We start from the raw sequence: 24,232 nt of genomic DNA on the forward strand, positions 1-24,232 counted from the left end.
CCTCAACTGCCGATGTACGGGCCGGGGGGCCGGGAATCGGGCGCCGCTTCGGCAGCGGGACCGGGGGGCCCGGTCAGCTCCGCCAGCCCGGCCAGCACACGGACCGTCAGATTCCGGGCGAGCTCCACCTTGAAGGCGTTGTCCCGCAACGGCTCCGCCGCCGAGAGCTCGGCGTCGGCCGCGCGGCCGAAGGACTCCTCCGTGGCCGGCGCGCCCAGCAGCGCCTCCTCGGCCGCGCGGGCGCGCCAGGGCTTGTGCGCCAGGCCGCCGAAGGCGAGGCGCGCGGCACGGACCGTACCGCCCCGCACGTCGAGGGCGGCGGCGACGGAGACGAGAGCGAAGGCGTACGAGGCGCGGTCGCGGGCCTTGCGGTAGGCGGACCGGCCCGGCGGCGGGGCGGGGAGCTCCACGGCGGTGATCAGTTCGCCATGGGCGATGACGCTGTCCCGCTCGGGCCGGTCGCCGGGCAGCCGGTGGAAGTCCGCCACGGGCACGGTCCGTTCGCCGTCGGGCCCGCGCAGCCGGACGGCGGCGTCCAGGGCGGCGAGGGCGACGGCCATGTCGGAGGGGTGCGTGGCGACGCAGTGCGCGGAATGGCCGAGCACCGCCAGATGCCGGTGCACCCCCTCCCGCGCGGGGCAGCCGCTGCCGGGCTCGCGCTTGTTGCACGGCTTGCCGACGTCCTGGAAGTAGAGGCAGCGCGTGCGCTGGAGCAGATTGCCGCCGGTGGTCGCCGCGTTGCGGAGCTGGCCCGACGCGCCGGCCAGCAGGGCCTGCGACAGCACGGGGTACCGGGCCCGGACGAGGGGGTGCGCGGCGAGGTCGCTGTTGCGGACGTTCGCGCCGACCGACAGACCCCCGTCCGGGGTCTCGGACACGTCGGTCAGCGGCAGCCCGGAGATGTCGACGAGCAGCCCCGGAGCCGCCACCCCGAGCTTCATCAGATCGACCAGGTTCGTACCGCCCCCGAGGTAGCTGCCCGCGGGGTCGGCGGCGACGGCGGCGATGGCGGCGTCGACGTCGCCCGCGCGCGTGTAGGCGAAGGACTTCACCCGGCCACATCCTCGACGGCGGCGATGATATTGGCGTACGCGCCGCAGCGGCACAGGTTGCCGCTCATCCGCTCGCGGATCTCCTCGGGCGTGAGCGGCACCGGGGCCCGGGGGGCGTCCGCGCCACCGGGGCCGGGCGGGGCGGCCGGTTCGGACGGCACGGGTGTCACATGCGAGGGATGTCCGTCCGCCGCCTCGGCCAGGACGCCGATGGCGGAGCAGATCTGGCCCGGTGTGCAGTAGCCGCACTGGAATCCGTCGCGTTCGAGGAACGCCCGCTGCACCGGATGCGGGTTCTCCCCGTCGGCCAGGCCCTCCACCGTGGTGATCTCCGCGCCGTCGCAGGAGACCGCCAGCTTCAGGCACCCGTTGGTGCGCCGGCCGTCGAGGAGCACCGTGCAGGCGCCGCACTGCCCGTGGTCGCAGCCCTTCTTCGAGCCGGTCAGGGCGAGGTGCTCGCGCAGTGCGTCGAGCACGGTCGTGCGGTTGTCCAGGGTCAACCGGTGCGAGGCGCCGTTGACATGGAGGGTGACCGCGGAGACGGCCGGGGGATGTTGCGCGGTGCGCGGTACCACGTGCCACACCTTTCACTGGAATCCCCCCTCGGCCCCGTGGTCGGTTCCCCTGCGGTGGAACAGGCGAAACCCACCCGCCGGACTCTCTACCCGTTCGGCGCAGGGGCGGTCGGGGAGCCGCTGTGAGGAGCCCCGCGCGGCAGCCCGCCGTCCCCGACGCCCGGACCGGCCGAGGGACTCGCCGCGGGCCGTGTTTAGGTGTGGTCATGGCTGAGATGACACCTTCTGACGCGGGAGCGGACACGCCGCCCACCGCCCTGTCGGCTGCTCCTGGGTATCAGGTGCGGCGGTTGTACCAGGCGTATGTGGCGGCGTGGGTGCGGTTGGTCGATCCGGTGTTGACGGGGCCGCAGTTCGCGGTGTTGACGGCGGTGGGGGCGGCGCCGGGTGAGGATCAGTCGTCGATGGCGTCGGCGGTGGCGTTGGATACGTCGACGATGGCGGATGTGGCGCGGCGGTTGGAGGGTCGTGGGTTGCTGGTGCGGCGTACGGCTCCGGATGACGGGCGTCGCAAGCTGCTGTTTCTGACGGAGTCGGGTCAGGGGGCGCTGGCGGAGGCGGATCGGCGGGCGCGGCTGCTGGACGAGCGGTTGCTGGAGCGGTACGGGCCGGGCGAGCGTACGGCGTTGCTGGGGGAGCTGACGGAGCTGGCCGACCACTGGGAGGGTCTGACCCGGGACGCGTGACCGACACCCTGGACAGCGTCGTCCTTCCCGACTGCGGCCATTACGTCCCCTACGTCCCTGAGGAGCGCCCCGACGCACTCCTCGACCGTCTTCTCCCCTTCCTCCTCCGCTGATTCCTGTAGCACTGATCGGGAGGGGAGCCGGCGGCTGGAGCCGGTACGAGCGTCAGACGCCTTCCTTGACGAGGCTCACGCCCGCGGTGGGCGCCCGGTGGACGGGGATGCGTACGTCCTCGGCCGCGGCCCGCAGTGGCGGAGTCCGTTCGAGGAGGGCGGTGGCGCGGTCGCCGCGGAGGGCCGCGAGTGCCGCGGCGAGACCGACCATCGTGCCCAGGACCAGGCCGGCGGCGTACAGGGCCATGGCGGCGGCGGTGCCGTGGTTGCCGGTCAGCAGCGGCAGCAGCGACCAGCCCGCCTTGCCCTGGGCGACCGCGCCGACGGTGTAGCCCAGCTGGTTGAAGGCGCCGAGGAACGCGCCGCCCGCGGCGCCGCCGAGGCAGCCCATCACATAGACGCGGCCGAGGGGCAGGGTGACCGTGTAGTACATGGGCTCGCCGACGCCGAGGAGCGCTGCCGGAGCGGTGGCGCGGATGGCGTTGCGCAGGGCGTTGCCGGGCCGGGCCCGCAGGTACACGGCGAGGGCGGCGCCGACTTGTCCGGCGCCGGCCATGTCCATGATGGGCAGTAGGGCGGAGGAGCCGTGCTGCTGGATAAGGGTGCTGGTGACGCCGATCAGCGCCTGGTGCAGGCCGGGTATGAAGACCCCGCCGAGGATCGCGCCGCCGACGGCCCCGTTGACGCCGAGCGCCCATGAGGCGAGGTCGCCGGTCGCCGTCGCGACCGCTCCGCCCAGCGGCATGAGGACGAGGACGGTGGCGAGACCGGCGGTCAGGACGGTGAGCAGGGGCGTGAACAGCTCGTCCACGCTGGACGGCACGACGCGCCGGAGCCGGCGTTCGAGCCAGGCGGTGACCAGCCCGATGGCGAGCGCGGTGAGCGGGCCGCCTTCGTTGTGGCTGGGGGAGACGTGGCCGATGAGGGGGAGGGTGTAGTGGATGGCCGCGACCTTCGGATGCAGCATGACCGCCGCGGTGGCACCGCCGAGTACGGGCGTCCCGCCGAGGGCACGGGCCGCGCTGTAGCCGACGAACACCGAGAGCACGGCGGTGAAGCCGTTGCTCAGGGGCAGCAGAACGGTGACGGCTCCGGCCGCCCACAGCAGATGGCCGGTGTGGACGAGGTTGGCGAGCAGCCCGGTGAGCCCGGCGAGCAGCCCGCAGCCGGTGAGCGCGGGGATGAGGGGGATGAAGACGCCGCCCACGAGGTCGAGGACGCGGCGCGGGAGCCGGGGCGTGCGAGCCGGTGCGGTGACGGTGCGAGAAGGGGACATGCGGGCTCCGGCTGTCTCTGACGACTCTGGACTCTGACCACCCAGCGGCCTACTTAGGTAAGCCTTGGCTTATGTCGAGCGAGGGTATCCCATATGTTGTATACACATCGCGGCGGGCTCGCCCGCCCCGAGCTGCGCCGGAGGGCCTGCCGTGCCGGGACGCTCCGGGGCCTCCTGGGCGCGGAGGGGGCATCCGGGGGCCATGGAGGGGCTCACGGAGCGGGGCGGAGAATTTTTCGGGCGGGGATTGAACGCCTCTCGATGCCGGTGCGTATTCCGCTGTGACCGGAAGGTATCCGGAGTTCGGACCGGCGTCGGGAACGCCGGTCGGGGCGATTGCGACAGGGGGACATGGCTATGGGAATTTCCTCACGCGGAAAGCGCGGACGGCGCTCGGTGACCTTGCTGGCGGCCGTCGGAATTGCCACGGGGATGGGGTTCGGGCTTTCGCCGTCGGCCGGTGCGGTGTCCGCCGGAAATGAGCGGGCGGCGGCGAAGGTGACGGTTCAGGTCGCGCAGAAAGGGAATTACACGGCGGCGGTATGCGTCACCGACAACCTGGGCGGGACCTGCCAGACCGGCGTGCGCAAGGGCCAGACGAAGACCTTCACCGTGGAGCCGGCGAAGGGGACACCGGTCAATGTGCGAGTCGTCCCCGACGGCGGCGGATCCGCCGAGAAGTCCGTTGTGTCGGACAAGGCGAAGCTGAAGTTCGAGACCGAGGGCAGCAAGGCCAAGCCCACCGTGAAACAGGTTTCCTGATCCGAACCCGGTCGAGCGCATTGATCGGTCCCGCCGCGTTGTGGCGGGACCGTGTCGTGCCGGGTTGCGTTGTACCGGGGTGCGTTGTGCGCCCGAGTCCAGGTATCCGCCGCTTTCCGCGCGGGCGTTAGTGCGGTGTTAGCGGATCGTGAGCGGGCGGACGGAGAGTGGAGACGCAAGCGTTCGGTCTGTCGTACTCCCGTAAGGGGCTCTCTCATGTCGTCTGCCACTCTCGTCGCTCGCCGTGCTCGTTGTGCCGCCGCGGTCTCGCTGGTCGCTGTCGCGGCGTTGTCGCTCTCCGCTTGCGGGGACGACAAGGCGGGCGCGGCGACCGGTTCGTCGTCCGCTGCCTCGGCCGGTGGCTCCGGGGCGGGCGACGCGTCCGGCTCCGACTCCGGCACCCGGTCCGGCTCCGGCGGCAGCGCCGGAACCGGCGGTTCGGGGAGCGCGGCGGCCGTGGCGTCGAACATGTCGCCCCAGTCCGCTTCGGACCGTTGCGCGGCCGCCGACATGTCGCTGCGCTTGGGCGACGGGGACGCGGGGGCGGGCAACATCCGCTACCCGCTGGTGTTCACGAACACGGGCAAGAAGTCCTGCTCGCTGGGCGGGTACCCCGGAGTCTCGCTGCTCGCGGGGGACGGCCAGACGGTGGGCTCGCCCGCGAAGCGCGAGGGCGGCGCGGGGCACGTGGTGCGGCTGGCCCCGGGCAAGAGCGCGCACGCCGTTCTGCGGACGCTCAACGACGGCCTCAAGGACACCCCGTGCTGGAAGACGGGGAAGCTCGTGAAGGCATACGCGCCCGGCTCGAAGGACGCCATGACCGCCCGGACCTCGGGGCTGCGGGTGTGCGGCGGCACCTTCACGGTCGGCGCCCTCCAGGCGGGCACCGGCGCTCAGGGCTGAGGAATCGGCACCACTGAAGCGGTAAAGCCTCCTTATCCGTAAGGAAGTTGGGGTTCTGCGCTCTGGCCGTGGCCACTGTGGCGAGCGAGGATGGCTCGGACGCCCGGCCGCTGCGCGGCGGCGGTACGTACGGCCGTACGTACCGCCGAGGGCGTGGGGAACCTGCGATGGAGGTGTGCCGACCGTGTTCCGAAGACCGTTATTACGCGCGTTGTGGGCCGTGGGCGCGGTGATCTCGGCGGGTGTGGTGGTGGCCGCACCCGCTCACGCCGTTCCGCCTGCTCATACCGCTCCGCCCGCCCATGCTGCTCCGTCCGTTCACGCCGCTCCGTCCGTCCACGCCCCTTCCTCCGCTGTACGGTCCGACGCCTGCCGCCCGAACGCGGACGCCGCGGGGCTGGCCAGCCGGGCCTTGGACGGCAGCTTGGTGTCGGTGCCGCGTGGCGACGGGCGAGTCGAGCAGTTCCAGTACTTCGCCGACGATTCGGTGACCGAGGGGCTGCCCTGGTTCCTGTGGCACCGGGCTCAAGAGGGACCGGGCGGAGCCTACGGCGACTGGGAGCGCGTCAGCGCCGTGCCCGTCGGTCCGAAGATCTCGTACGCGAGCGCGGCCGAGGACGCCGACGGCCGGCTGGAGGCGTTCTTCCCCTCGTACGGCGTCTTCTGCCACACCGCACAGGCCACCGCCGACGGGGAGGACTGGAGTGCGCCTGAGGACTTCGGTCTGAACCCGGCCCCGTACCACGGTGGCGTGGTGCTGTTCGCGGCGCGTGACGGGCGGCTGCACGCCTTCGCGTCCAGCGCCGCCGACACCTCGTCGATGAACGTGCGGAGCCAGGGCGGCCCGTCCAGCACATGGGGGCCGGTTCGGTCCATGGGGAAGGTGCCGGAGGCCAATGTGGGGCTCGGTGCGCCGGGCGGCGTCACCGAACTCGCCGACGGCCGACTGCGGGTGAGCGCCCGCGAATGGAACCGCGAACGGACCTGGCGGACCACCGAGCGCGTACCCGGGGGTGGCTGGGAACCGTGGCGGCTGTGCCCCACCGCGGCCTGCGTCTGACATCGCGCCGGTGAGGGCGGCCCACCCGCACCCCCGTGGCGGGTGGGCCGTCGCGGTGCGGCCGACGGGCCCGGACCGGTACCTCGGTCCTCCGGCGTTCCGATCGCGGTGAAAGGGACGCCCCAGGGGGCGGGACGGTTGACGCCCTCGCCGCCCAGTACGCGCTGCCGCCCCTCGAAGCCGGTCCCGGCCCCCGCCCACCCGTACCTCTGATGTAACCCACGCCCGGACCGTCACAACAAGGCAGCATTCGGGCGGAGTTCGGCCCCCGCCCGGCCCGGGGCGGTTCCGGCCCCGGGACGGCCTGCTCCCTGGCCTCCCTTCCACGGTGACGCCCCCTGGCGGCGCCGCGGATTACCGGCCATCGTGGGGGCCGACAGCGGATCACCGCCCTCAAGCGCCGCACTTGTCCCCGCACCCGCGCCCACGGCTCGTACCGCGCCCGGCCGTACGGCACTCCCGGCCCGCGCGCCCGCCGCGGCCCGTGACAAAAAGGAGGCAGCCATGGATACCGCCCGCCCCGCCCCCGAGGACCAGGACGCCCTCGTACGGCGGCTGAGCGAACACGCTCTGGCCTATCTCCACTCCGCGACACTGCGGGCCGCCGCCCGCCTCGGCGTGGCCGATCACCTCGCCGACGGTCCGCGCACCCCCGCTCAGCTCGCCGCCGCCACCGGCGCCGACGCCGGCCATCTGCGCCGCGCCCTGCGCCTGCTGGCGACCCGGGACGTCTTCCACGAGGACGAAACGGGCGCCTTCGGCCTGACGCCGCTGGCCCAGTTGCTGCGCTCGGACGCGCCGGCGTCGATGCGGGAGGCGGTCGGCATGCTGACGGACGAGACGTTCTGGCGCCCCGCGGGCCGGCTGGAGGAGACCGTGAGCGCCGGGCGCACCGTCTTCGACGACATCTTCGGCGCCCCCTTCTTCGACTACCTGGCCCGCACCGAGGAGTTGGGCGCCGCCTTCGACACGGGTATGGCCGCCCTCTCCGACAGCGAGAACCGCGCCATCGCCGCCGCCTGCCCGCTCCCCGCGACCGGCGTGGTCGCCGACGTCGGCGGCGGTCGCGGCGGGCTGCTGCGCGAGGTGCTGCTGCGCGCCCCGAAACTGACCGGTGTCCTGTACGACCAGGAGGCGGTGGTGCGCGGCCACGCGTTGGAGGGGCCGGAGACGGCAGGACGCTGGCGGGTAGAGAACGGTGACTTCTTCACGTCCGTACCGGCCGCGGCCGATGTCTACCTCCTCAAGCGCGTCCTGCACGACTGGAACGACCAGGACTGCCTACGCATCCTGCGTGCCTGCCGCGCCGCGATGACGGAGAACAGCCGGCTGCTGGTGATCGACGCCGTACTGCCGCGGGACAACGCTCCGCACCACGGCAAGACGCTCGATGTGCTGATGATGGCGTCACTGAGCGGCCAGGAGCGCGGTGCGGACGACTTCCGTCGGCTGCTGACGGAAGCGGGGCTGACGATGATCCGCGCCCTTCCCACCCCTTCGTCCCTGTCGGTGGTGGAGGCGGCGGTGGCGAAGGCGGCCTGAGGCGGCGAAGGGGCTCCCCGCCGCCCGGGCGCCTCATTGGGCGGCGACGGCCTCGATCTCCACCAGCATGTCCGGATCCGAGAGCGCGCTGACCCCGGCGAGCAGGCTTGCCGGCCGGCAGCCGCGCCGTTCGAGTTCGGCGGTGAGCGCGTCGTAGTTGGCGGTCATGGCCGGCAGATCGACAGTGAAGACGCGGATCTGGACGACGTCGGAGAAACCGAATCCCGCCTCGTCCAGCGTCTCGCCGAGCCGTCGGCAGGTCAGCGCGATCTGCCCGCGAATGTCGCCGCGGTGGCCGATGCGGCCCTGCTCGTCGCGGGCCTCATGGCCGGAGAGCACCAGCCAGCGGCGCGGCTCCTCCACCACCACGGCCCGGTGGTACGCGAGGTGCCCGCCGATCATCCGCGGCCCGATGTCATGGCGTTCCATGGTCTTCTCCTCCTGACGAACGGCTTACGGGCGGACGAACCGGCCTGTCTTACGGGCGGACGAACCGGCCTGCTTGCGGACGGACGAACCGGCCTGCTTGCGGACGGACGACGGCCTGTCGGGACGGCCGCCGGACCATGTGGCACGGGGCTGCCTTCGGTGTGGCCCGCCCTCCCCGCGATCATGGTCTCAACGACCCGGCTCCGCAATGTGCCGCCCCTGGCAGGAGAGGCCCGCCCTCCCCCTTCACCCGGGAGGGCGAGCCAGGAATTCTCCTGAGGCTCACGGCCTACGGCTTATGGCTCCGTCGAGAATGTTTTGACCATCTTTGCCGAAATCCACTGCCCACAGGTCATGCCGCTCGTGGTCGGGAGCTCGGCGTCCGGGGCCGCGACGCCGGAGATCGGTTCGACGGGAGCGTCATGATTCGGCTGGTGGAAGAAGGGGATGGAAAGGCGCGAGGACGAGTTTCCCCGCTCCGGGTTCACCACGCGGTGCATGGTCGAAACCCACCGTCCGCCGGTCCACAGGGCCATCAGGTCGCCGATGTTGACGACGAAGCTGCCCGGGACGGCCGGGACGTGGAGCCACTCGCTCCTATCGCCGGAGACCTGGAGGACCTGGAGCCCGCCGAGGCCGTCCTCTTGGTGGAGGACCGTCAGGCTGCCCCAGTCGGTATGCGTGCCTCGCCGCAGTTGCCCCGGCAACGGGGGCGCGAGTTGCGGGTAGTAGTAGTTGGCGATGAGCGCCGACGTGTGGTTGTCGAACTTGTCGTCCCAGAACTCTTCGGCCAGCCCGAGCGCCAGCGCGAACAGACGCATGATGTCGCGCGAGAGCTCGGTCATGGCGCTCATGTACTCATGCCACGTGTCCTGGAAGCCGGCGGGAGCGTCCGGCCAGATGTTCGCCATCTTCCACGGGGCCCAGTAGTCGCCGAGCCGATCGCGTTCGTCGTCGCTCAGCTCTCCCGTCACATGGGATGCGAACACTTCGCACAGGTCGGGCGGGGTCGGCTGGTCGAGGCTCAGGGCGGTTACCCCTCCGAAGCGCCGGAAACCGGCGACACCGGGCCGGTTCGCCACCAGATCCTTCTCCGCGTCGGGCAATGCGAAGAAGGCGTTCGTCGTCGCGTGCATACGATCGATGAGCTCTCGCGACACGCCATGACCCACGATGGTGAAGAACCCGGAACTCTCGCAGGCCGAACCGATCGCGTCGGCTATGAGCCCCCGTCCGTGCGTACTTCCCCTGGTGGACAGGTCGATGACCGGTACGAAGCCGTCGACCACGGTGGCGGTTTCTTGATTGCGGCCCATTGTCCGTTTCCCTTCCGATGGGAATTCTCTGCGGGCGATGAGACCGGTGCGGACGATGCGGCCGGTGGAACACCGGCCGTCCGCCCTCGTCGGCCCTCATGACTTCAAGTCTTCCGTTGAAGTCGCCCCGGAGACTTCTCGGCGGACAGGGCCGAGGAATCAAGGCCCGTACGCGCAGAACCCTCAAGCCCCGTCGAGCCTCCCGCGGCCTCGGGCATTCCGGGTCGGCAGCCGAGGGCGACCAGGAAGACGCCGGTTGTGAGCGGCGCGGGAGGCCGACGGTGGCGGCGGCGCAAGAACTGCCCTTGAGGCGGCGACACCGGCGGCCGGGCCGCGCGGGGCGCCCTGCCCGATCCGGACGACCGGTCGCGGGACATTCACGCCCGCTCCTCGCCGACCGCCCCGGCTACCTCGCCGACCGCCCCGGCCACCTCGCCGACCAGCCCGGAGACCGACCCGTCGACGTCGAGGACCTTCCCCGGATTGAGGATGCCGTGCGGATCCAGGGCGGCCTTGACGGCGTGGTGCAGGGCCAGCACCCCCGGCCCCAGCTCGCGGTCCATGCCGCGCCGCTTGAGCAGCCCGACGCCGTGTTCGCCCGTGACCGTGCCGCCCAGCGCCAGAGCGTCGTCGAGGATGGCCTCGAAGGCGCGCTGCGCCCGGGCGCGCGCGGCGTCGTCGCCGGGGGGCGTGATGATCAGGGGGTGCAGGTTGCCGTCCCCGGCGTGCGCGATGTTGGCGATCAGCAGGTCGTGCGCGGTGGCGGTCCGGTCGATACGGGCCAGCATCTCCGGCACCTTCGCCCGGGGCACGCAGACATCCTCGGTGAGCACCGGGCCCAGCCGCTCCAGCGCCGGATAGGCCAGGCGGCGGGCCTCGAACAGGGCGTCGGCCTCCTGCTGGTCGGTGGAGACCGCGGCCCAGCTCGCTCCGGCCCCTCGGAAGCAGTCGACCATCAGTTCCGCCTCCGCGTCCCCGGCCGCCCCTGGCGTGTCCAGCCGCCCCAGCAGCACCGTGTCGGCCTCGGCGGAGAGCCCCATGTTCTTCCAGGCGTCGACGGCGGCCAGGCAGTGCCGGTCGACGAGTTCCAGGGCCGACGGCGCCACCCCCGCGGCGGCCACGGCGGCGACCGCCTCACCCGCCGCGACGGCCGAGTCGAAATGGCCCACCACCGTACGCTCGGGCGGACGCTGCGCTCGCAGCCGCACCGTCACCTCGGTGATCACCCCGAGGGTGCCTTCCGAACCGACCAGCAGCGAGCACAGGTCGTAGCCGGCCACGCCCTTGGCGGTGCGCCGCCCCAGCCGGACCACCTCGCCGCCGCCGGTGACGACCTCAAGGCCCAGCACGTAGTCCCGGGTGACGCCGTATTTGACGCAGCACATCCCACCGGCATTGGTGGCGACGTTGCCGCCGATGGTCGACCAGGGGGAGCTGGCCGGGTCCGGCGGGTACCACAGCCCGTGCTCGGCACAGGCCCGGCGCAGATCGTCGTTGACGACCCCGGGCTGCACCACGGCCAGCCGCTCGCCCGCGTCGATCTCCAGCACCCGGTCCATGGCCTCGAAGGACACCACGACACAGCCGTCCAGGGCGTTGGCCCCGCCGGACAGCCCGGTGCCCGCGCCGCGCGGCACCAGCGCCACCCGGTGCTCCAGACACCACCGCACCAGGGTGCGGACCTCGGCGGTGGACCGTGGCCGGGCCACGGCGAGCGGCTGTCCGTACGGGGCCCACTCGGCCTCGTCGTGCCGGTAGCCGTCCATGGTCTCCGGCCCCGTCAGGACCCGGCCCTCGGGCAGCGCCTCGGCCAGCGCCCGGGCGATGTCGCCGGTCCTGCCGGGCCCGGTGCCGATGGGGTGGGTGTGCTGGTCCATGCCGCAGTCCTCCGCGAATCCGTGCCGTGCTGTGCACCTCTCATCATGGTCAGCCGCGGCGGCGCGGGGCACAGGGGGGCACCCCGCGATGGCAGAGGCCCAGCGGCAGAGGCCCAGCGGCGGGGGCATCCAGGGCGTAGCCGCCTCGTACCAGGGGCGCGGTGGTCCGGCGGAGGCGGTACGTTCCCGATACCGCGCCCGTAGAGCGTCAGGCCGACGCGCCGCCCGGCCGGGAGAGCCTGGCCGAGAGGTCGGCGGCGGCGGCGCGTACGGCGTCCGCGACCGTGTCGAGCCGCTCGGCGGTACGGGGGGTGGGGCCCGCCACCGCCAGGCAGGCGAGGAGCCGGCCGCCCGCGAACACCCCGGCCGCGGTGGCGCTGACGTCGGGCAGGGTCTCCCCGCGGTTGAAGGCGACGCCCTCGGCGGCGATGGCCGCCAGTTCCTCCCGGGCCCGGGAGCGTTGGCGCTCGTCCGGCAAGTGGGCCCGCAGGTAGGCGTTGCGGCGTGCCGTGTCGCGGTGGGCCAGGGCCACCTTGCCGGTGCTGGTCGGATACAGCGGCCGACGGGTGCGCAGGGGAGCGGAGTAGCGGATCACCTGGGTGGATTCGAGGACCTGGACGTAGACGATCGAGTCGCCGACGGGTTCGCCGAGCATGACCGTCTCGTCGAACTCCCGCAGCAGGCGCTCCATCGCCGGGCGGGCGAGGTCGGCCAGGGCGGGCCGGGGCGCGGCGAGCAGGGCGCCGGCGGCCGGGCCGAGTACGTAGCCGTGGTCCCGCTCGGTGAGGTAGCCGGTGGCCACGAGCCCCTGGACCAGGCCGTGTACGGAGGACTTCGGGGCGTCGAGCACGGCGCAGAGCGCGGCCAGCCGGATGCCGTCCGAGGCGGCGGCGGTCTCCAGGATGGTGGTCACCCGGGTGACGGTCCGGTGTTCCTTGGGCGTCGTGGCCGGGGGGCCCGAAACAGGTGTCCCGGCCACGACCCCTTCGCCGTTGTGACCTGCCACGTCGCCTCCGTGCTCCGCCGCGCCGCTGCCCGGCCGCCATTGTCGCCGGTCATTGTCGCAGTACCCGCGCGGCGGTCCCATCCCTTGACAGGGGTCACACCCCTACCTAGGTTCGTCCCTACTTACGAACTCGCGTTCTTATATAGGAACAAGTAAGGGCGGCGGGAGCGATCGGGAGCGGCACATGGATTTCGAACTCACCGAGCAGCAGCGGGACATCCAGGCCGGCGTCCGCGAGCTGGCCCGGAGCTTCCCGCCCGAGTACTGGGCCGAACACGACCACCGGGGCGAGTTCCCCTGGGCGTTCTACGACGCCTTCGCCGCGGCCGGCTGGCTGGGCATCGCCGTCCCTCAGGAGTACGGCGGCGGCGGGCTCGGCGTGCTGGACGCGGCGCTGCTGCTGGAGGAGGTGGCGGCGTCCGGAGCCGGCATGAACGGGTGCAGCACGATGCATTTGACGATCTTCGGCCTCAACGTCCTGGCCCGGCACGGCAGCGAGGAACTGCGCCGCGCGGTGCTGCCGCACGCCGCGACCGGCGAACTGCACGTGTGCTTCGGGGTGACCGAACCGGACGCCGGGACCGACACCACCCGGATCTCCACCGTCGCGCGGCGCGACGGCGACGACTACGTGATCGACGGCCGCAAGATATGGATCACCAAGGCCGGGGACGCGCAGAAGATGATCCTGCTCGCCCGCACGACCCCTCGCGACGAGGTGGAACGGCCGACCGAAGGGCTGTCGGTCTTCCTCGCCGACGTCGACCGCCGGGCCATGGACATCCGGCCGATCCCGAAGATGGGCCGCAACGCGGTGGCCTCCAACGAGATCTTCATCGACGGCCTCCGGGTGCCCGCGTCCGCCCGGATCGGAGCGGAGGGCGAGGGGTTCCGCTACCTGCTGGACGGCCTCAACCCGGAGCGCATTCTGCTCGCCCACGAGGCGCTGGGGCTCGGCCGGGCCGCCCTCGACGCGGCGACCCGCTACGCGAAGGACCGCGTCGTCTTCGACCGGCCCATCGGCCAGAACCAGGGCATCGCCTTCCCGCTGGCCGAGGCCCTCACCCGGCTGGACGCCGCCCGGCTGATGGCCCGTCAGGCGGCTTGGCGGTACGACCGGGGGCTGGCCTGCGGGCGCGAGGCGAACATGGCCAAGTGGCTCTGCGCGGACGCCGGGTTCCAGGCCGCGGACCAAGCGGTGCAGACCCTGGGGGGTATGGGGTATGCGCGGGAGTACCACGTGGAGCGCTATTTCCGGGAGTCCCGGCTGTTGCGGCTGGCGCCGGTCAGCCAGGAGATGGTGCTCAACTACGTCTCGCAGCACGTGATGGGCCTGCCGCGCTCGTACTGATCCGCTCGCACCGACCGACCGACCCGCTCGCACCGTTCCCGCTCGTACGGGACCACCGCTCGTACGGGACCACCGCTCGTACGGGACTGCCGCCCGTACCGGCGGGCTCGTAAGGAACCGCCCTCGCCCCGCCTCTGGAGGAACCATGCGCGCACTCGACGGCGTCACCATCGTCAGCCTGGAGCAGGCGGTGGCCGCCCCGATCGCCACCCGCCACCTCGCCGACCTCGGGGCCCGCGTCATCAAGATCGAACGGCCCGACGGCGGCGACTTCGCCCGCGGCTACGACGCGGCGGTGCGCGGCATGTCCTCGCACTTCGTCTGGCTCAACCGGGGCAAGGAGTCGGTCGCCCTGGACCTCAAGAGCACGCGGGGCCGCGAGGCGCTGGGCGCCCTGCTGGCGCACGCCGACGTGTTCGTCCAGAACCTCGCACCCGGCGCCGCCGACCGGCTGGGCTTCGGCTCGGCCGCCCTGCGCGCCGCGCACCCCCGCCTGGTGGTGGTCGAGATGTCCGGCTACGGCAGCAGCGGCCCGCTGCGCGCCAAACGCGCCTACGACCTGCTCGTACAGGGAGAGACGGGCCTCGCCTCGGTGACCGGCACCCAGGGGGAGGCGGTGAAGACCGGCATTCCGGTGGCCGATATCGGGGCCGGTCTGTACGCCTTCTCCGCGGTCCTGGCGGCCCTGCTGCGCCGGGAGCGGGGCGGCGGTGGCGCGTGCGTGGAGGTGTCGATGTTCGACGCGATCGCCGAGTGGATGGGGCACCCGCTCTACACCACCCTGCACACCGGGACGCCGCCGCGCCGTGCCGCGCTGGGCCACCCCTCGATCGTCCCCTACGACGCGTACCCGACGGCGGACGGGACGGACGTCCTGATCGGCGTGCAGAACGACCGGCAGTGGCGCGCCCTGGCCGCCGACGTGCTCGGCCGCCCCGACCTGGCGGAACACCCGGACTACGCCACCAACGTCGCGCGCTGCCGCCACCGCGCCGCCGTGGACGCCCTCGTCGGCGAGGTGACCGCGCGACTGCCCGTGGCCGAGCTCGTACGAGCCCTTGACGACGCGGGCGTCGGCAACGCCCGGCTGAACTCCGTGCACGGCCTGGCCGACCACCCGCAGCTGGCGGCCCGCGACCGGTGGCGCACGGTGGAGACCCCGGTCGGCCCCATCGACGCCGTACTGCCGCCGATCACCTTCTCCGACACCGAGGCGCGGATGGACGCCGTGCCGGCCCTCGGCGAGCACACCGACGCGGTACTGGCCGAATTCGGCATCGGCGCGGAGTAGGGGTCGGGCGGTGAGCCCAATTCCGGTTGTGACGTCGTAAGCGCTTGACGACACTTAGTAGTCAGCCTAGGTTGACGGCCGTGGATGAAGTGGACGGAGTGGATGAAGCAGAGGTCAACCGGCTCGTGGCCGCCGCGGCATCCGGTGGGATCCGGGAGGGGCTGGCCGCCGTACGCGTGCTGCGCCGGCTCGTCGAGGAGATGGAGGCCCAGCAGGTGGACCGGGCCCGCGAACTGGGCTGGGCCTGGGGCGACATCGCCGGACCGCTCGGCGTCTCCCGCCAGTCCGCCCACAAGAAGCACGCCCGGCGGCGGCGCCCGGCGGCATAGCGCGGGCGCGCCCTTCCGCCGGGCGCCGTAGTCCCGTTCAGGCCACCGGCGGACGGCGCCCCGACGCGTTTCCCCGCCGTTCCGACGTGATCGCGCCGCCCGCCCCGACGCGTTTCCGCCGCCGCTCCACCCGGCCTCGACCGGCCGCTGGCACTCTTCGGCCATGCCCAACGCAGGGATCAGACACCGCGTGGCCGCCCGACTCGTGCGTTCTCTGTGGGAGGGCCTGGTGGCCTTCGGCACGCTGCATGTGACCGGTCAGCTCCCCCCGCCCGTGGACCCCGCGCCGCGGCCCCTGGCCGGGCCGCCGCCGGGCCACCCCGAGCGGGTCCGCGCCGACGTGCCGCTGACCGCCCAGGAGCGCCAACTCGCCGGCGGCCTCCCGCGCCTCGTCTGGCCCGGCGATCCCCGGCGGTGACCACCCGGCGCCCGACACGCGTGCGCCCCCGCGCAGGTCTCTGACGCCTGCGCGGGGGCGCGCACCTCACACGCCGGGCGGTACCCGGTCGGTACGGACCGGTGAAGTGGCCTGCGGTACGGCCCGGTTACGGGCGTCGGCCCCCGCACCGTGCCCGGGTCAGCAGGATCGGACGGAACTGACCTGGTTGGCGATGTTGGGGGCGAGGTCGATGGCCGCACCGTCCGGGATGAGCTGGATCTGGTTGTTGTACCCGGAGTTCGCGTACAGGCACCAGTTGTCGCCGGAGATGTTCTTCACCGAGTACACGTGGTCGTTGAGGTTGCCGGCCACGCCGCCGAGGTCGTAGACGCCGTCCGACAGCGACAGGTGGCTTCCGCCGCCCTGCGTGTCGTGGTAGATGCAGAACTCCGACGAGTCGCACGGCCACTGGGCCGGGTCCGCGCTGGCCGTACCCGGTGCCGCGAACATCGCGGCTGCCCCGATGAGGGACGCCGCGACGACGGCGATGCGGCTGCGGTTGTTGCGGATGCTCATGATGTCTCTTCCCTTCTGATGAGGGAGCCTTTCTCCCCGTTGCCGGCGGTGCGAGGGTCGTCCCCTGTCGCGCCGCCCGCATAAGCATCGTTACACCGCAGAAGCCGCAAGGGAGCCTGAGAGGTCTCAGGTCGATCAGGCATCCGCATCCATGAGAGGGCCGGAAGCGGGCCCGTCGGAAGCGGGCGGGAAGCGTTGCGCGCGGCGGAGGCTGTGCGTACGGCCGCACGGGCCGGGAGGCCGCTGGAGCTACCAGCGGACGGGCAGGTTGCGCAGCCCGCGCAGCAGGCTCGGCCGCCACTGGGCGGCCGCCGAGTCGTCGGGGGCGAGGCCGGGGAAGCGCTTGAGGAGCGCAGGCAGGGCGATGGCGGTTTCGAGGCGGGCGAGGGGCGCGCCGAGGCAGTGGTGGATGCCGTGGCTGAAGGCGATCTGCGCGCGGTTGACGGCGGGGTCCCGGTGGATGTCGAAGCGGTCGGGGTCGGCGAACCGCTCGGGGTCGCGGTTGGCGGCGGCGAGGGCGAGGACGACGCGTTCGCCCTGGTCCATCGCGGTGCCGGCCAGTGTCATGGGTTCGGCGGTGTAGCGGTAGGCGGCGATCTGGGCGGGGGGCTCGTAGCGGAGCGCCTCCTCGACCGCGCCGTCCACGAGGGAAGGGTCGGCGCGCAGCGCGGCGAGCTGTTCGGGGTGGCGGAGGAGATGGTGGACGGCGCTGGAGATGAGGTTGGCGGTGGTCTCATGCCCGGCGACGAGCAACAGGAAGGCCATGCCGAGGAGTTCCTCGGGGGTGAGGTGGTCCTCGTCCTGGTCGTGGGTGCGTACGAGCGCGTGCAGCAGGTCGCCGTCCTCGTCCGGGGCCTGGCGGCGTTTGTCCTCGATGAGGCCGGTGAGGTAGCCGGTCATGGCGACCGCCGCGGCGCCCGCGGCCTCCGGGTCGGTGATGGCGACGATGTCGCTGGACCAGCCGTGGAAGGCGGCGCGGTCGGCGGCCGGGACGCCGAGGAGTTCGCAGATGACGGTGATGGGCAGCGGGAAGGCGTAGGCGCTCACGAGGTCGGCGCGGGCGGCGTGGCCGGAGTGGTCGGTACGGTCGGCGGCGGCCATGTCGTCGAGGAGTTCGGCGCAGATGTGCTCGATGCGCGGGCGCAGCCGCGCGATGCGGCGGGCGGTGAACTCGCGGGCGACGAGGGTACGGAGCCGGGTGTGATCGGGCGGGTCGGTCTGGAGCATGTTGAGGCCGATCGCGTAGCCGCCGTCGTCGTCGAACTCGGCCGAGTGCCGGATGTCGTTGCGCAACCGGGGGTCGGCGAGGGCGGTGCGCACGGCGTCGTACCCGAGGACCATCCAGACCGTCTCGCCGCCGGGCATCTTCACGCGCTGCACCGGGCCCCGGGCGCGCAGGGCCCGGTAGGCGGGGTAGGGGTCGGTGAGGAAATCGGGGGAGGAGGCCGAGGTCGGTTCGGTGATGGGGTCGATGCGCATACTGGCTCCCAGGCATGTGGGGACTGTTCCCCGTTTATGTTCGGGAGCGTACCAAGGAGTGGGGAGTGCTCCTCGCTTGAGGGGGTGGGGGTGGCGCTCAGTCGGTGGCGGTGGCGGTGGCGGTGGCGGTGGTGCGGGCGCGGGACGCGGTGAGGAGGCCCGGGCCGAGGGTGGTGCGCAGGTGTCGAGCGCCGTGCCGTGCGGCGGGGTGCGTCCGGGTAGGTGCGGTGGCCGGGCGCGCCAAGTGCGCAGCGGCTGGAGGTTCCCCGCCGTCGAGGGCGGCAGGGGTCAACTCACGGCCTTCTAGGGTGAGTTCGGCTGTTCCGGATCCGTCGGGATCCAGGGTCGTACCGCGCCACCGGACGTCGGGGACCGGCCTGGCCCGGCGAGTATGCGGCTGAAAGCGGCGTAGTGCCGCCGATCCCATGTCAGCTGAAAAGATACCGGCGGCCTCGGTTGTCCGAGGCCGCCGGTCGAGGCGGCGTTCAGGCCGGCTCCGGGCGAGTGCGGTGTGCCGTATCCGTCCGGCCCGGCCCGTGCGTACCGCGCGGCGGCCGTCAGCTCAGGACTGAGGACGGCTACCGTGGTTGGCGCCGTTCTTGCGGCGGGCCTTCTTCTTACGGCGTCGCTTCGAGGACATGCCGTCTCCTTTCAGGGTTGGTTTCAGCCAGTTTTCACCCTTTCATATCGATATCCGCCGCGTCGATTCGGCGGGGCACCGACCCGCCCGACCGGCCGGCGTTGTCAGCCCCGCCCGCGCGGCGGGGTCCACGAGGAGATCAGGGCCGCCACACCACAGCGTGGTGCGAACCGGCCAGATAGGTGTAAATGGGGGTGCGTATCGATACCCCCGCGATGGTCCCGCCCGAGTTGACGAACAGCGCCGAACTGAACGGATCGGAGGGCGCGCTCCCCAGATCGATGACGCTGCCGTCGGCGCTCCAGCGCATGGCGCGCTTGTTCTCGCGGCTCGGGTTGCCGTCCCAGGCGTTCCCGACGACGGTGCCCGCGTCGTTGGCCTGGGCGCCGGTGCTGTTGGCGTGCAGACCGACCGGCAGCCCCAGCGGGGTCGCCGAACCGTCGGGGGCCCAGCGCACAGCGGTCTGCCGGACTGATGCGTCGGTGCGCTGGGAGCCGGCCACGATGCCCTGGGCGCTGAGTGAACTGGCGCTGGCGTTCAGCCCCAGGTCCTTCACGGCACCGTCGCCGCCCCACTCGACGGCGTGCGGCTCGCTCTGGCTCACCGGGTAGGCCCTGGAGGCGCTTCCGATGACGGTGCCCGAGTCGTTGATGCCGACGGCGGAACTGGAGTCGTGCTGCGGCCACTTCGCGCGGACGAGGGCGCCGAGGTCGGTGGCGGAGCCGGTGGAACTCCACTTCACCGCGTGCAATGCCGAGAGGCCGCCGCTCCAGGAGTACCCGACTACGTCGCCCGCGCTGTTCATGGCCTTGGGCGCGCTGTAGGTGTCACCTGGCAGCGCGGGCAGGGTGAGGTGCGTGCCGTCGGGCTTCCACACCACGCCGTGGCCTTCAGTGGGCGAGGCTTCCCCGTTCCAGGAGGACCCCGCGACAGCGCCCGCGTCGTTGATGGCGGCAGGCATGGAGGACGTGTCGCCGGGCAGCGGCGCGAGCGGCGTGACACCACCGCCGCTGTCCCAGCGCACCGCGTGTCCCTGCCGCGCGGACTGCGCGGTCCCAGCGGACCAGGAGTAACCCGCGGTGGTGCCGGAGCTGTTGATGGCGGTGGCTCTGCCGTACAGGTCACCGGGGGCGGGCGGCAGGGCGGCGATGGTGTTGTCGGAGCCCCAGCGCACCGCGCGATCCCGGTAGTTGGCCGGGTAGATGCCGTCGGGAGGGGTCGAGTACCCCGTGATGACGCCTGCCTCGTTCACTCCTGTCGGTTCGCTGTACCAGTCGCCGGGCAGAAACGGCAGAGCTGTGAGCGTGGGGGCGGGCGGCGGGTCGGCGACGGCCGACGGGGCCGAGATCACGACCAGGGAAGCGGCGGCGAGGAAGGCGGCGGCGCCGGCGCCGCGCGTGCGGGGGCGGCGCCATGTTCCGTACTGAACGCGGGGTGTCGTTGCACCACCGGGTCTGGATAATTCTTCGTCCCGGCCGACCATGCGTGTGATCACAGTTTCTCCAGGGAGAGATGTGAGAGGGGAGAGCGACCGGGCGATAGTAATGGCGAGGGAATTGTTCCGCGCATGTCTCGCTCGTGATTGTTTGTGCCATGGTCGCGCCACTGCCCTTGCCCTGTCGCTGGGCCCCCTCGTCGCCACCCGGCCCCTTGCCCCGGACGGCGCGCACTGGGAAACACCGGGAATGGGCCCATGGCCGTGTACGGAGCATGCCGCGCCGGGCCGAATTCGCGGCGACCGCCGGCCCGCTCGACGACGGGGACCCGCGCGGTCGGCACCACGCCCTCACCGACGGCTGCCTGGGCGCCCACTCGCCGTACGGCGTCTCGGCCGGGCACGATCCGGCCGGTGCGGGCGAGCGGCACGGCTGCCAGGCCCCGCCGTGGCCCCGGTGTGCGTCGCCGGGGCCACGGCCGTGATCACAGGGGTGACGGGCAGCGGCTCAGCAGGTGACGACCTTGCCGTACGAGCCGCGGCCCCAGTGCCACTCCCATTGCTCACCGTTCTGGTACGTCAGACACCGCGAGTCGGGCCCCCAGTCGATGACGACCTTCAGGTGCATCGCCCGGCCGCACCTGTTCGTGACCTTCACGTACTTCTTGTGCTTGATGACATCCCGGCCGACGCAGGACGGGGCGGTGCCCGCGATCTTGATGGCGGGGGCCGCGGCGGCAGTGGCGGCAGGGGCGATGGCCAGACCGCCGCCCATCAGGAATGCGGCCATCAGGCCGGCGGTGGCGCGCTTGCGGAACCTCACAGTGCGAATTCCCTTCCTCGGTGATCCCGGGCGATAGTGATCCCAGGCGATCCTGTGTGCTGCGAAGGCAGCCCGAGGCCGGTCCCGGTGAACCGGCCGCAGGCAAGATTCGCCGACACTCGACGGCTTCGCGTCGAAACGCCTGTCAAGAGACCCGATGGGGTGACAGCACGCGGGGTCAACGACGGTGACGGGCCGGGGTCAGCTCCAGGAGTTGGAATTCCACGGTCATGTGCAGCTCGCGCACCTCGGAGCGGAGGGTGGAGAGCGTGAGCCCGTACGTATCGCACAACCGCCGGAGATGCGTGTGGTTGCCGACGTCGCTGAAACCGAGCAGGAGCCGGCCGTCGGGGGCCAGGTGGGCCGGCGCCTCGGCGAGGAAGCGCTGGTGCGCGGCGTACCCGGGGTCGAAGAACGCGTGATGGAGCTCGGTGTCGAGGGGGAAGTCCGCAGGGGGCTCCACATAGTTGGAGTTCCAGAAGATGACATCGAACTCCGCGTCCGGCGGCAGCGCGGTGAACAGGTCGCTGTGGAGGACGGTGAGCCGGTCGGTCACGTCGTGACGGCGCGCGTTGGCGCGGGTGTTCTCCACGGCGGCGCGGTTGATGTCCAGGGCGACGACGCGTCGGCAGCCGTGCAACGCCGCCCAGACGGCGGTGACTCCGGTACCGGAGCCCACGTCCAGGAAGGAGCCGCCGGCCGGGTAGGGGAGCCAGCTGGTGAACAGGGCCGTCACCGGGGTGAATTCGGGGGAGAAGACGCCGGGGAGGACGTCCCACTCCTTGTGCAGGGCGGTGAAGGTGTGGGCCTGCCGCAGGGTGTTCTCCTGGTGGCGGCGCAGCAGTTCGCGGCTGCGCTCCATCCCCGGGTCATCGCTCACCGCGCATCCGCCGTTCGCTTCCGGAGGCGTCCGAGTCGGCCCGTGTCCCGGTCTGCGTCCCGACCGGTGCCTCGGGCGGCGTCTCGGCTGGTTCGACCAGCGCGAGGACGCGGGCCGGACTGCCGGAGCCGCCGACGATGGGCAGCGGCGCCGCGATCACCATCGAGCCCTTGGCGGGCAGGCGTTCCAGGTTGCGGAGCTGGGTGAGCCCGTACTTCCCCGCGCCGAGGAGGTGCCAGTGGCAGGGGAACGGCCGGTCGGCGAAGGACCCGGCCGCTCCCGCGTCGATGCCGACGGTCTCCACGCCGATGCCCAGCACCGACGTCTCCTCGGCCAGCCAGCGGGCGCACTCGGGTGCGATGCCGGGGCTGTGGCCTCCGTTGAGGTACCGGTGGCGGTCGTCCGCGCGGGCGTCCCAGCCCGTACGGAGGAGCAGCCAGCCGTGCTCGGGCAGCGGTCCGTGCCGTTCGACCCAGCCGTCGAGGTCGTCGCGGGTGAGCAGGTAGTCGGGGTCCGCGGCGGCCTGGGCGCGGAAGTCGAGGACGGCTGCGGGCCCCACCAGCCGGGCCGGCGGTACGGACGCGACGTCGTCGAGATCGCGGCCGGACAGCCAGTGGACGGGGGCGTCGAAGTGGGTGCCGGTGTGTTCCGAGAGCCGGAGGTTGTTCCAGAAGAACTCCGGCCCGGCCTCGTCGTACCGGCTGATCAGCTCCCGTTCGAACGGCCGCGCCTGGCCCAGTTCGGGGGGCAGCTCGATGACGGGGGTGCTCTCGCTCAGCGGGGTGGTGAGGTCGACCACCTCCACCGCCCCGCTCAGGAGGGCCGATACCAGGGAGTCGAGCAGGGCCATGTCCACGCCTTCCGGTCGGATTGCTGTGTCATGCCCCGGATGTCGGATCGGTGCACCCGCGGGGGTGCCTGATCGATACACCGGTCGCGGCCCCCGCAAACCGCGACCGCGACCCGGTCGGCGTCGAGCCGGCCCTCGACGCGAGGCCGGGCCGGTTAAACGGCGGGTCTCCGGGCACCCGCCCCTGCACGCTTCCGCAGAAGCGTGAGCGGCAGATGTCGCGTCGATGGGCCCCGATGGACCTCATCGAGTCATTTGTACTACTTTGGGTTCGTCAGTGATCCCGACCGTGAGGAGTCTCCCGTGGGTGACAGCAGCGCCATGGACAAGATCAAGGGCAAGGCCAAGGAGGCCGTAGGGAACGCCACCGGCAATGACCGGATGGCGTCCGAAGGCAAGACCGACCAGGCCAAGGGCAAGGTCAAGGGCGCGGTCGACGATGTGAAGGACCGCGCCGACGGCGTGAAGGACTCGTTGAGCGACAACCGCGACGAATCCTGAACAGCACACGAGGGGCGCTGCCGCGACGGCAGCGCCCCTCGTGCGTAGAACTCACCACACGCACCGCGAAAGGCCGCTCGATCAGCAGCGCTTGGAGACGTAGCCCTTCTTGCCGGCGGGAACCACGTCGCGGTCGCGCAGGTTGATGGACAGTTCCTTGCCCCAGGCGTGGCAGGCGTCGGTGAAATCCTTCCGCTTGTACTCGACGTCGAAGACCTTGCCCTTGTAGGCAGAGGTGAAGGACGGGCACTCCTTGTAATGCGCGCATTCCTCGACGACGGCGAAGTCGAACCCGATCGTGCCGTGCTTGTCGATGAGATCGGTGGTGTTCTTCTGGGCGATGGCCAGACCCTGGTCGTGGGCCCGGCGGGCCAGGAGCTTGGCGAAGGCCGCGGCGTCGTCCTCCGTGAGCAGGTCGTCGGAGCGCTCGTAGGAATCGAGGTTGTCGGGTTCCACGGCGTCGAAACCGGCGCGGGCGCAGCCGTCGATCCAGGGGCCGACGATGTTGAGAAGAGCCTTGCGCTTCTCGGGGGTGGAGATATCGAGGAGCGGTTCTTCCCAGTCGCCGTCGACGACCAGTTCGTCGTCGGAGTCGCGCAGGAGAAGGTCGGAATGGTTGTCCTTCCACCAGCCGATCGCGTCGCCGGGCTGAGTCTGGAAAGCGTTGACGTAGCAGACGTTGTACAGGCCGGCGGCCGGTTTGGCCGTACGGTCGCGGGAGACCGCCCGCACGCCGTCCGGGGGCGTGTACGGCCCGCCGAGCTGGTAGTCGAAGGAGGCGCCGGCCTGAGGCAGGCGGACCCCGTCCGCGCTGGACTCCACGGACACGCTCTTCTCAGTGGATTTCGAGGGAGCCTCGGGCGTGGACTTGGAGGCGCCGACGGAGCAGCCGGTGATAAGTACCAGGGACAGAGCCAGGGTTCCGGTGGACCGGATGGACATGGGAAGCACGGGTTCAGCTTTCCATACTGATCGACTGGATTCGAACAGCGGCCGTGTCGCCCCGGCTCCGAGACGGTGCCCGCTTCCGCTCCGCGGCTGCGTTCCCCCCGGCTCCGCGCCGGTCGCCGGGCAGCGCCGCGGGGCCTCCGAGCAGCAGCG

General features: G+C 72.0%; 27 protein-coding genes. 11 read left to right on the plus strand and 16 right to left on the minus strand.

Annotation, left to right across the window (positions count from 1 at the left end; genetic code table 11):
* Positions 1-2: 2 nt before the first annotated feature.
* A complete protein-coding gene (locus AC07AB_RS12800) occupies positions 3-1,052 on the minus strand; it encodes an FAD binding domain-containing protein (RefSeq protein WP_478564505.1) in 1,050 nt (349 codons plus the stop codon).
* Positions 1,049-1,636 carry a 2Fe-2S iron-sulfur cluster-binding protein gene (locus AC07AB_RS12805; protein WP_478564507.1) on the minus strand — a complete coding sequence of 196 codons (588 nt, stop codon included), beginning with the start codon at positions 1,634-1,636 and terminating at the stop codon, positions 1,049-1,051. Before AC07AB_RS12805 ends, AC07AB_RS12800 begins: the two co-directional genes overlap by 4 nt.
* A gap of 197 nt (positions 1,637-1,833) precedes the next feature.
* On the opposite strand from AC07AB_RS12805, the gene AC07AB_RS12810 reads away from it, so the two are divergent.
* A complete protein-coding gene (locus AC07AB_RS12810) occupies positions 1,834-2,313 on the plus strand; it encodes a MarR family winged helix-turn-helix transcriptional regulator (RefSeq protein WP_478564509.1) in 480 nt (159 codons plus the stop codon).
* A 165-nt stretch (positions 2,314-2,478) separates the two neighbouring features.
* On the opposite strand, the gene AC07AB_RS12815 is transcribed toward AC07AB_RS12810, so the two are convergent.
* Positions 2,479-3,702: a PTS sugar transporter subunit IIC gene (locus AC07AB_RS12815; protein ID WP_478564511.1), complete on the minus strand. Its 1,224-nt coding sequence runs from the start codon at positions 3,700-3,702 to the stop codon at positions 2,479-2,481.
* Between the two features lie 396 nt (positions 3,703-4,098).
* Between AC07AB_RS12815 and AC07AB_RS12820 the strand changes: the two genes are divergently transcribed.
* The 4 genes from AC07AB_RS12820 (at position 4,099) to AC07AB_RS12835 (ending at position 7,969) form a co-directional block, all read left to right on the plus strand.
* Positions 4,099-4,464, plus strand: a complete 366-nt coding sequence (locus AC07AB_RS12820; protein ID WP_478564513.1) for a hypothetical protein — start codon at positions 4,099-4,101, stop codon at positions 4,462-4,464.
* A gap of 216 nt (positions 4,465-4,680) precedes the next feature.
* Positions 4,681-5,367 carry a DUF4232 domain-containing protein gene (locus AC07AB_RS12825; protein ID WP_478564516.1) on the plus strand — a complete coding sequence of 229 codons (687 nt, stop codon included), beginning with the start codon at positions 4,681-4,683 and terminating at the stop codon, positions 5,365-5,367.
* A gap of 250 nt (positions 5,368-5,617) precedes the next feature.
* A complete protein-coding gene (locus AC07AB_RS12830; protein WP_478564519.1) occupies positions 5,618-6,427 on the plus strand; it encodes a DUF8189 domain-containing protein in 810 nt (269 codons plus the stop codon).
* Between the two features lie 504 nt (positions 6,428-6,931).
* A complete protein-coding gene (locus AC07AB_RS12835) occupies positions 6,932-7,969 on the plus strand; it encodes a methyltransferase (RefSeq protein ID WP_478564522.1) in 1,038 nt (345 codons plus the stop codon).
* Positions 7,970-8,002: 33 nt separating this feature from the next.
* Here AC07AB_RS12835 and AC07AB_RS12840 read toward each other — a convergent pair whose 3' ends face one another.
* The 4 genes from AC07AB_RS12840 to AC07AB_RS12855 all read right to left on the minus strand — a co-directional run bounded on the left by AC07AB_RS12840 (position 8,003) and on the right by AC07AB_RS12855 (position 12,597).
* Positions 8,003-8,398: a Rid family hydrolase gene (locus tag AC07AB_RS12840; RefSeq protein ID WP_478564525.1), complete on the minus strand. Its 396-nt coding sequence runs from the start codon at positions 8,396-8,398 to the stop codon at positions 8,003-8,005.
* A 296-nt stretch (positions 8,399-8,694) separates the two neighbouring features.
* Entirely contained in the window at positions 8,695-9,714 is a 1,020-nt protein-coding gene (locus AC07AB_RS12845; protein WP_478564528.1) for an isopenicillin N synthase family dioxygenase, read from the minus strand.
* A 377-nt stretch (positions 9,715-10,091) separates the two neighbouring features.
* Positions 10,092-11,480 (minus strand): FAD-binding oxidoreductase, encoded by a 1,389-nt coding sequence (locus AC07AB_RS12850; protein WP_478564712.1) that lies wholly within the window; start codon positions 11,478-11,480, stop codon positions 10,092-10,094.
* Positions 11,481-11,799: 319 nt separating this feature from the next.
* Positions 11,800-12,597: an IclR family transcriptional regulator gene (locus AC07AB_RS12855; protein ID WP_478564531.1), complete on the minus strand. Its 798-nt coding sequence runs from the start codon at positions 12,595-12,597 to the stop codon at positions 11,800-11,802.
* Positions 12,598-12,781: 184 nt separating this feature from the next.
* Between AC07AB_RS12855 and AC07AB_RS12860 the strand changes: the two genes are divergently transcribed.
* The 4 genes from AC07AB_RS12860 (at position 12,782) to AC07AB_RS12875 (ending at position 15,986) form a co-directional block, all read left to right on the plus strand.
* Entirely contained in the window at positions 12,782-13,948 is a 1,167-nt protein-coding gene (locus AC07AB_RS12860; RefSeq protein WP_478564534.1) for an acyl-CoA dehydrogenase family protein, read from the plus strand.
* A gap of 145 nt (positions 13,949-14,093) precedes the next feature.
* Complete coding sequence (locus AC07AB_RS12865) at positions 14,094-15,239, plus strand: CaiB/BaiF CoA transferase family protein (RefSeq protein WP_478564537.1); 1,146 nt, start codon at positions 14,094-14,096, stop codon at positions 15,237-15,239.
* Between the two features lie 80 nt (positions 15,240-15,319).
* A complete protein-coding gene (locus AC07AB_RS12870; RefSeq protein ID WP_478564540.1) occupies positions 15,320-15,568 on the plus strand; it encodes a hypothetical protein in 249 nt (82 codons plus the stop codon).
* 163 nt (positions 15,569-15,731) lie between these two features.
* Positions 15,732-15,986: a DUF6059 family protein gene (locus AC07AB_RS12875; RefSeq protein WP_478564542.1), complete on the plus strand. Its 255-nt coding sequence runs from the start codon at positions 15,732-15,734 to the stop codon at positions 15,984-15,986.
* A 159-nt stretch (positions 15,987-16,145) separates the two neighbouring features.
* On the opposite strand, the gene AC07AB_RS12880 is transcribed toward AC07AB_RS12875, so the two are convergent.
* From AC07AB_RS12880 to AC07AB_RS12900, 5 genes are all read right to left on the minus strand, one after another.
* Positions 16,146-16,523, minus strand: coding sequence for a peptidase inhibitor family I36 protein (locus AC07AB_RS12880; RefSeq protein WP_478564545.1), 378 nt, complete (start codon positions 16,521-16,523; stop codon positions 16,146-16,148).
* A gap of 249 nt (positions 16,524-16,772) precedes the next feature.
* On the minus strand, positions 16,773-18,002 hold the full coding sequence (locus AC07AB_RS12885; protein WP_478564547.1) for a cytochrome P450 family protein: 1,230 nt from the start codon (positions 18,000-18,002) through the stop codon (positions 16,773-16,775).
* A gap of 97 nt (positions 18,003-18,099) precedes the next feature.
* Positions 18,100-18,294, minus strand: coding sequence for a hypothetical protein (locus AC07AB_RS12890; protein ID WP_478564550.1), 195 nt, complete (start codon positions 18,292-18,294; stop codon positions 18,100-18,102).
* A gap of 270 nt (positions 18,295-18,564) precedes the next feature.
* Positions 18,565-18,642: a 50S ribosomal protein bL37 gene (locus tag AC07AB_RS12895; RefSeq protein WP_370443954.1), complete on the minus strand. Its 78-nt coding sequence runs from the start codon at positions 18,640-18,642 to the stop codon at positions 18,565-18,567.
* A 139-nt stretch (positions 18,643-18,781) separates the two neighbouring features.
* On the minus strand, positions 18,782-20,137 hold the full coding sequence (locus AC07AB_RS12900; protein ID WP_478564553.1) for a hypothetical protein: 1,356 nt from the start codon (positions 20,135-20,137) through the stop codon (positions 18,782-18,784).
* A 215-nt stretch (positions 20,138-20,352) separates the two neighbouring features.
* Between AC07AB_RS12900 and AC07AB_RS12905 the strand changes: the two genes are divergently transcribed.
* Positions 20,353-20,562 (plus strand): hypothetical protein, encoded by a 210-nt coding sequence (locus tag AC07AB_RS12905; RefSeq protein ID WP_478564556.1) that lies wholly within the window; start codon positions 20,353-20,355, stop codon positions 20,560-20,562.
* 23 nt (positions 20,563-20,585) lie between these two features.
* Here the strand turns inward: AC07AB_RS12905 and AC07AB_RS12910 are convergent, their stop codons facing one another.
* The 3 genes from AC07AB_RS12910 to AC07AB_RS12920 form a co-directional block, all read right to left on the minus strand.
* The gene (locus AC07AB_RS12910) at positions 20,586-20,900 is read right to left on the minus strand and encodes a hypothetical protein (RefSeq protein WP_478564558.1); all 315 of its coding nucleotides are present in this window, start codon (positions 20,898-20,900) and stop codon (positions 20,586-20,588) included.
* A 178-nt stretch (positions 20,901-21,078) separates the two neighbouring features.
* Entirely contained in the window at positions 21,079-21,780 is a 702-nt protein-coding gene (locus AC07AB_RS12915; RefSeq protein ID WP_478564561.1) for a methyltransferase, read from the minus strand.
* Positions 21,770-22,630 carry a cyclase family protein gene (locus AC07AB_RS12920; protein ID WP_478564564.1) on the minus strand — a complete coding sequence of 287 codons (861 nt, stop codon included), beginning with the start codon at positions 22,628-22,630 and terminating at the stop codon, positions 21,770-21,772. The genes AC07AB_RS12915 and AC07AB_RS12920 overlap by 11 nt, the downstream gene beginning before the upstream one ends.
* A 303-nt stretch (positions 22,631-22,933) precedes the next feature.
* Between AC07AB_RS12920 and AC07AB_RS12925 the strand changes: the two genes are divergently transcribed.
* Positions 22,934-23,131, plus strand: a complete 198-nt coding sequence (locus AC07AB_RS12925; protein ID WP_478564567.1) for a CsbD family protein — start codon at positions 22,934-22,936, stop codon at positions 23,129-23,131.
* Between the two features lie 81 nt (positions 23,132-23,212).
* Here the strand turns inward: AC07AB_RS12925 and AC07AB_RS12930 are convergent, their stop codons facing one another.
* Entirely contained in the window at positions 23,213-24,073 is an 861-nt protein-coding gene (locus tag AC07AB_RS12930; RefSeq protein ID WP_478564570.1) for an endo alpha-1,4 polygalactosaminidase, read from the minus strand.
* Between the last annotated feature and the right edge of the window lie 159 nt (positions 24,074-24,232).

The organism is Streptomyces sp. NPDC044033 (assembly GCF_056434425.1).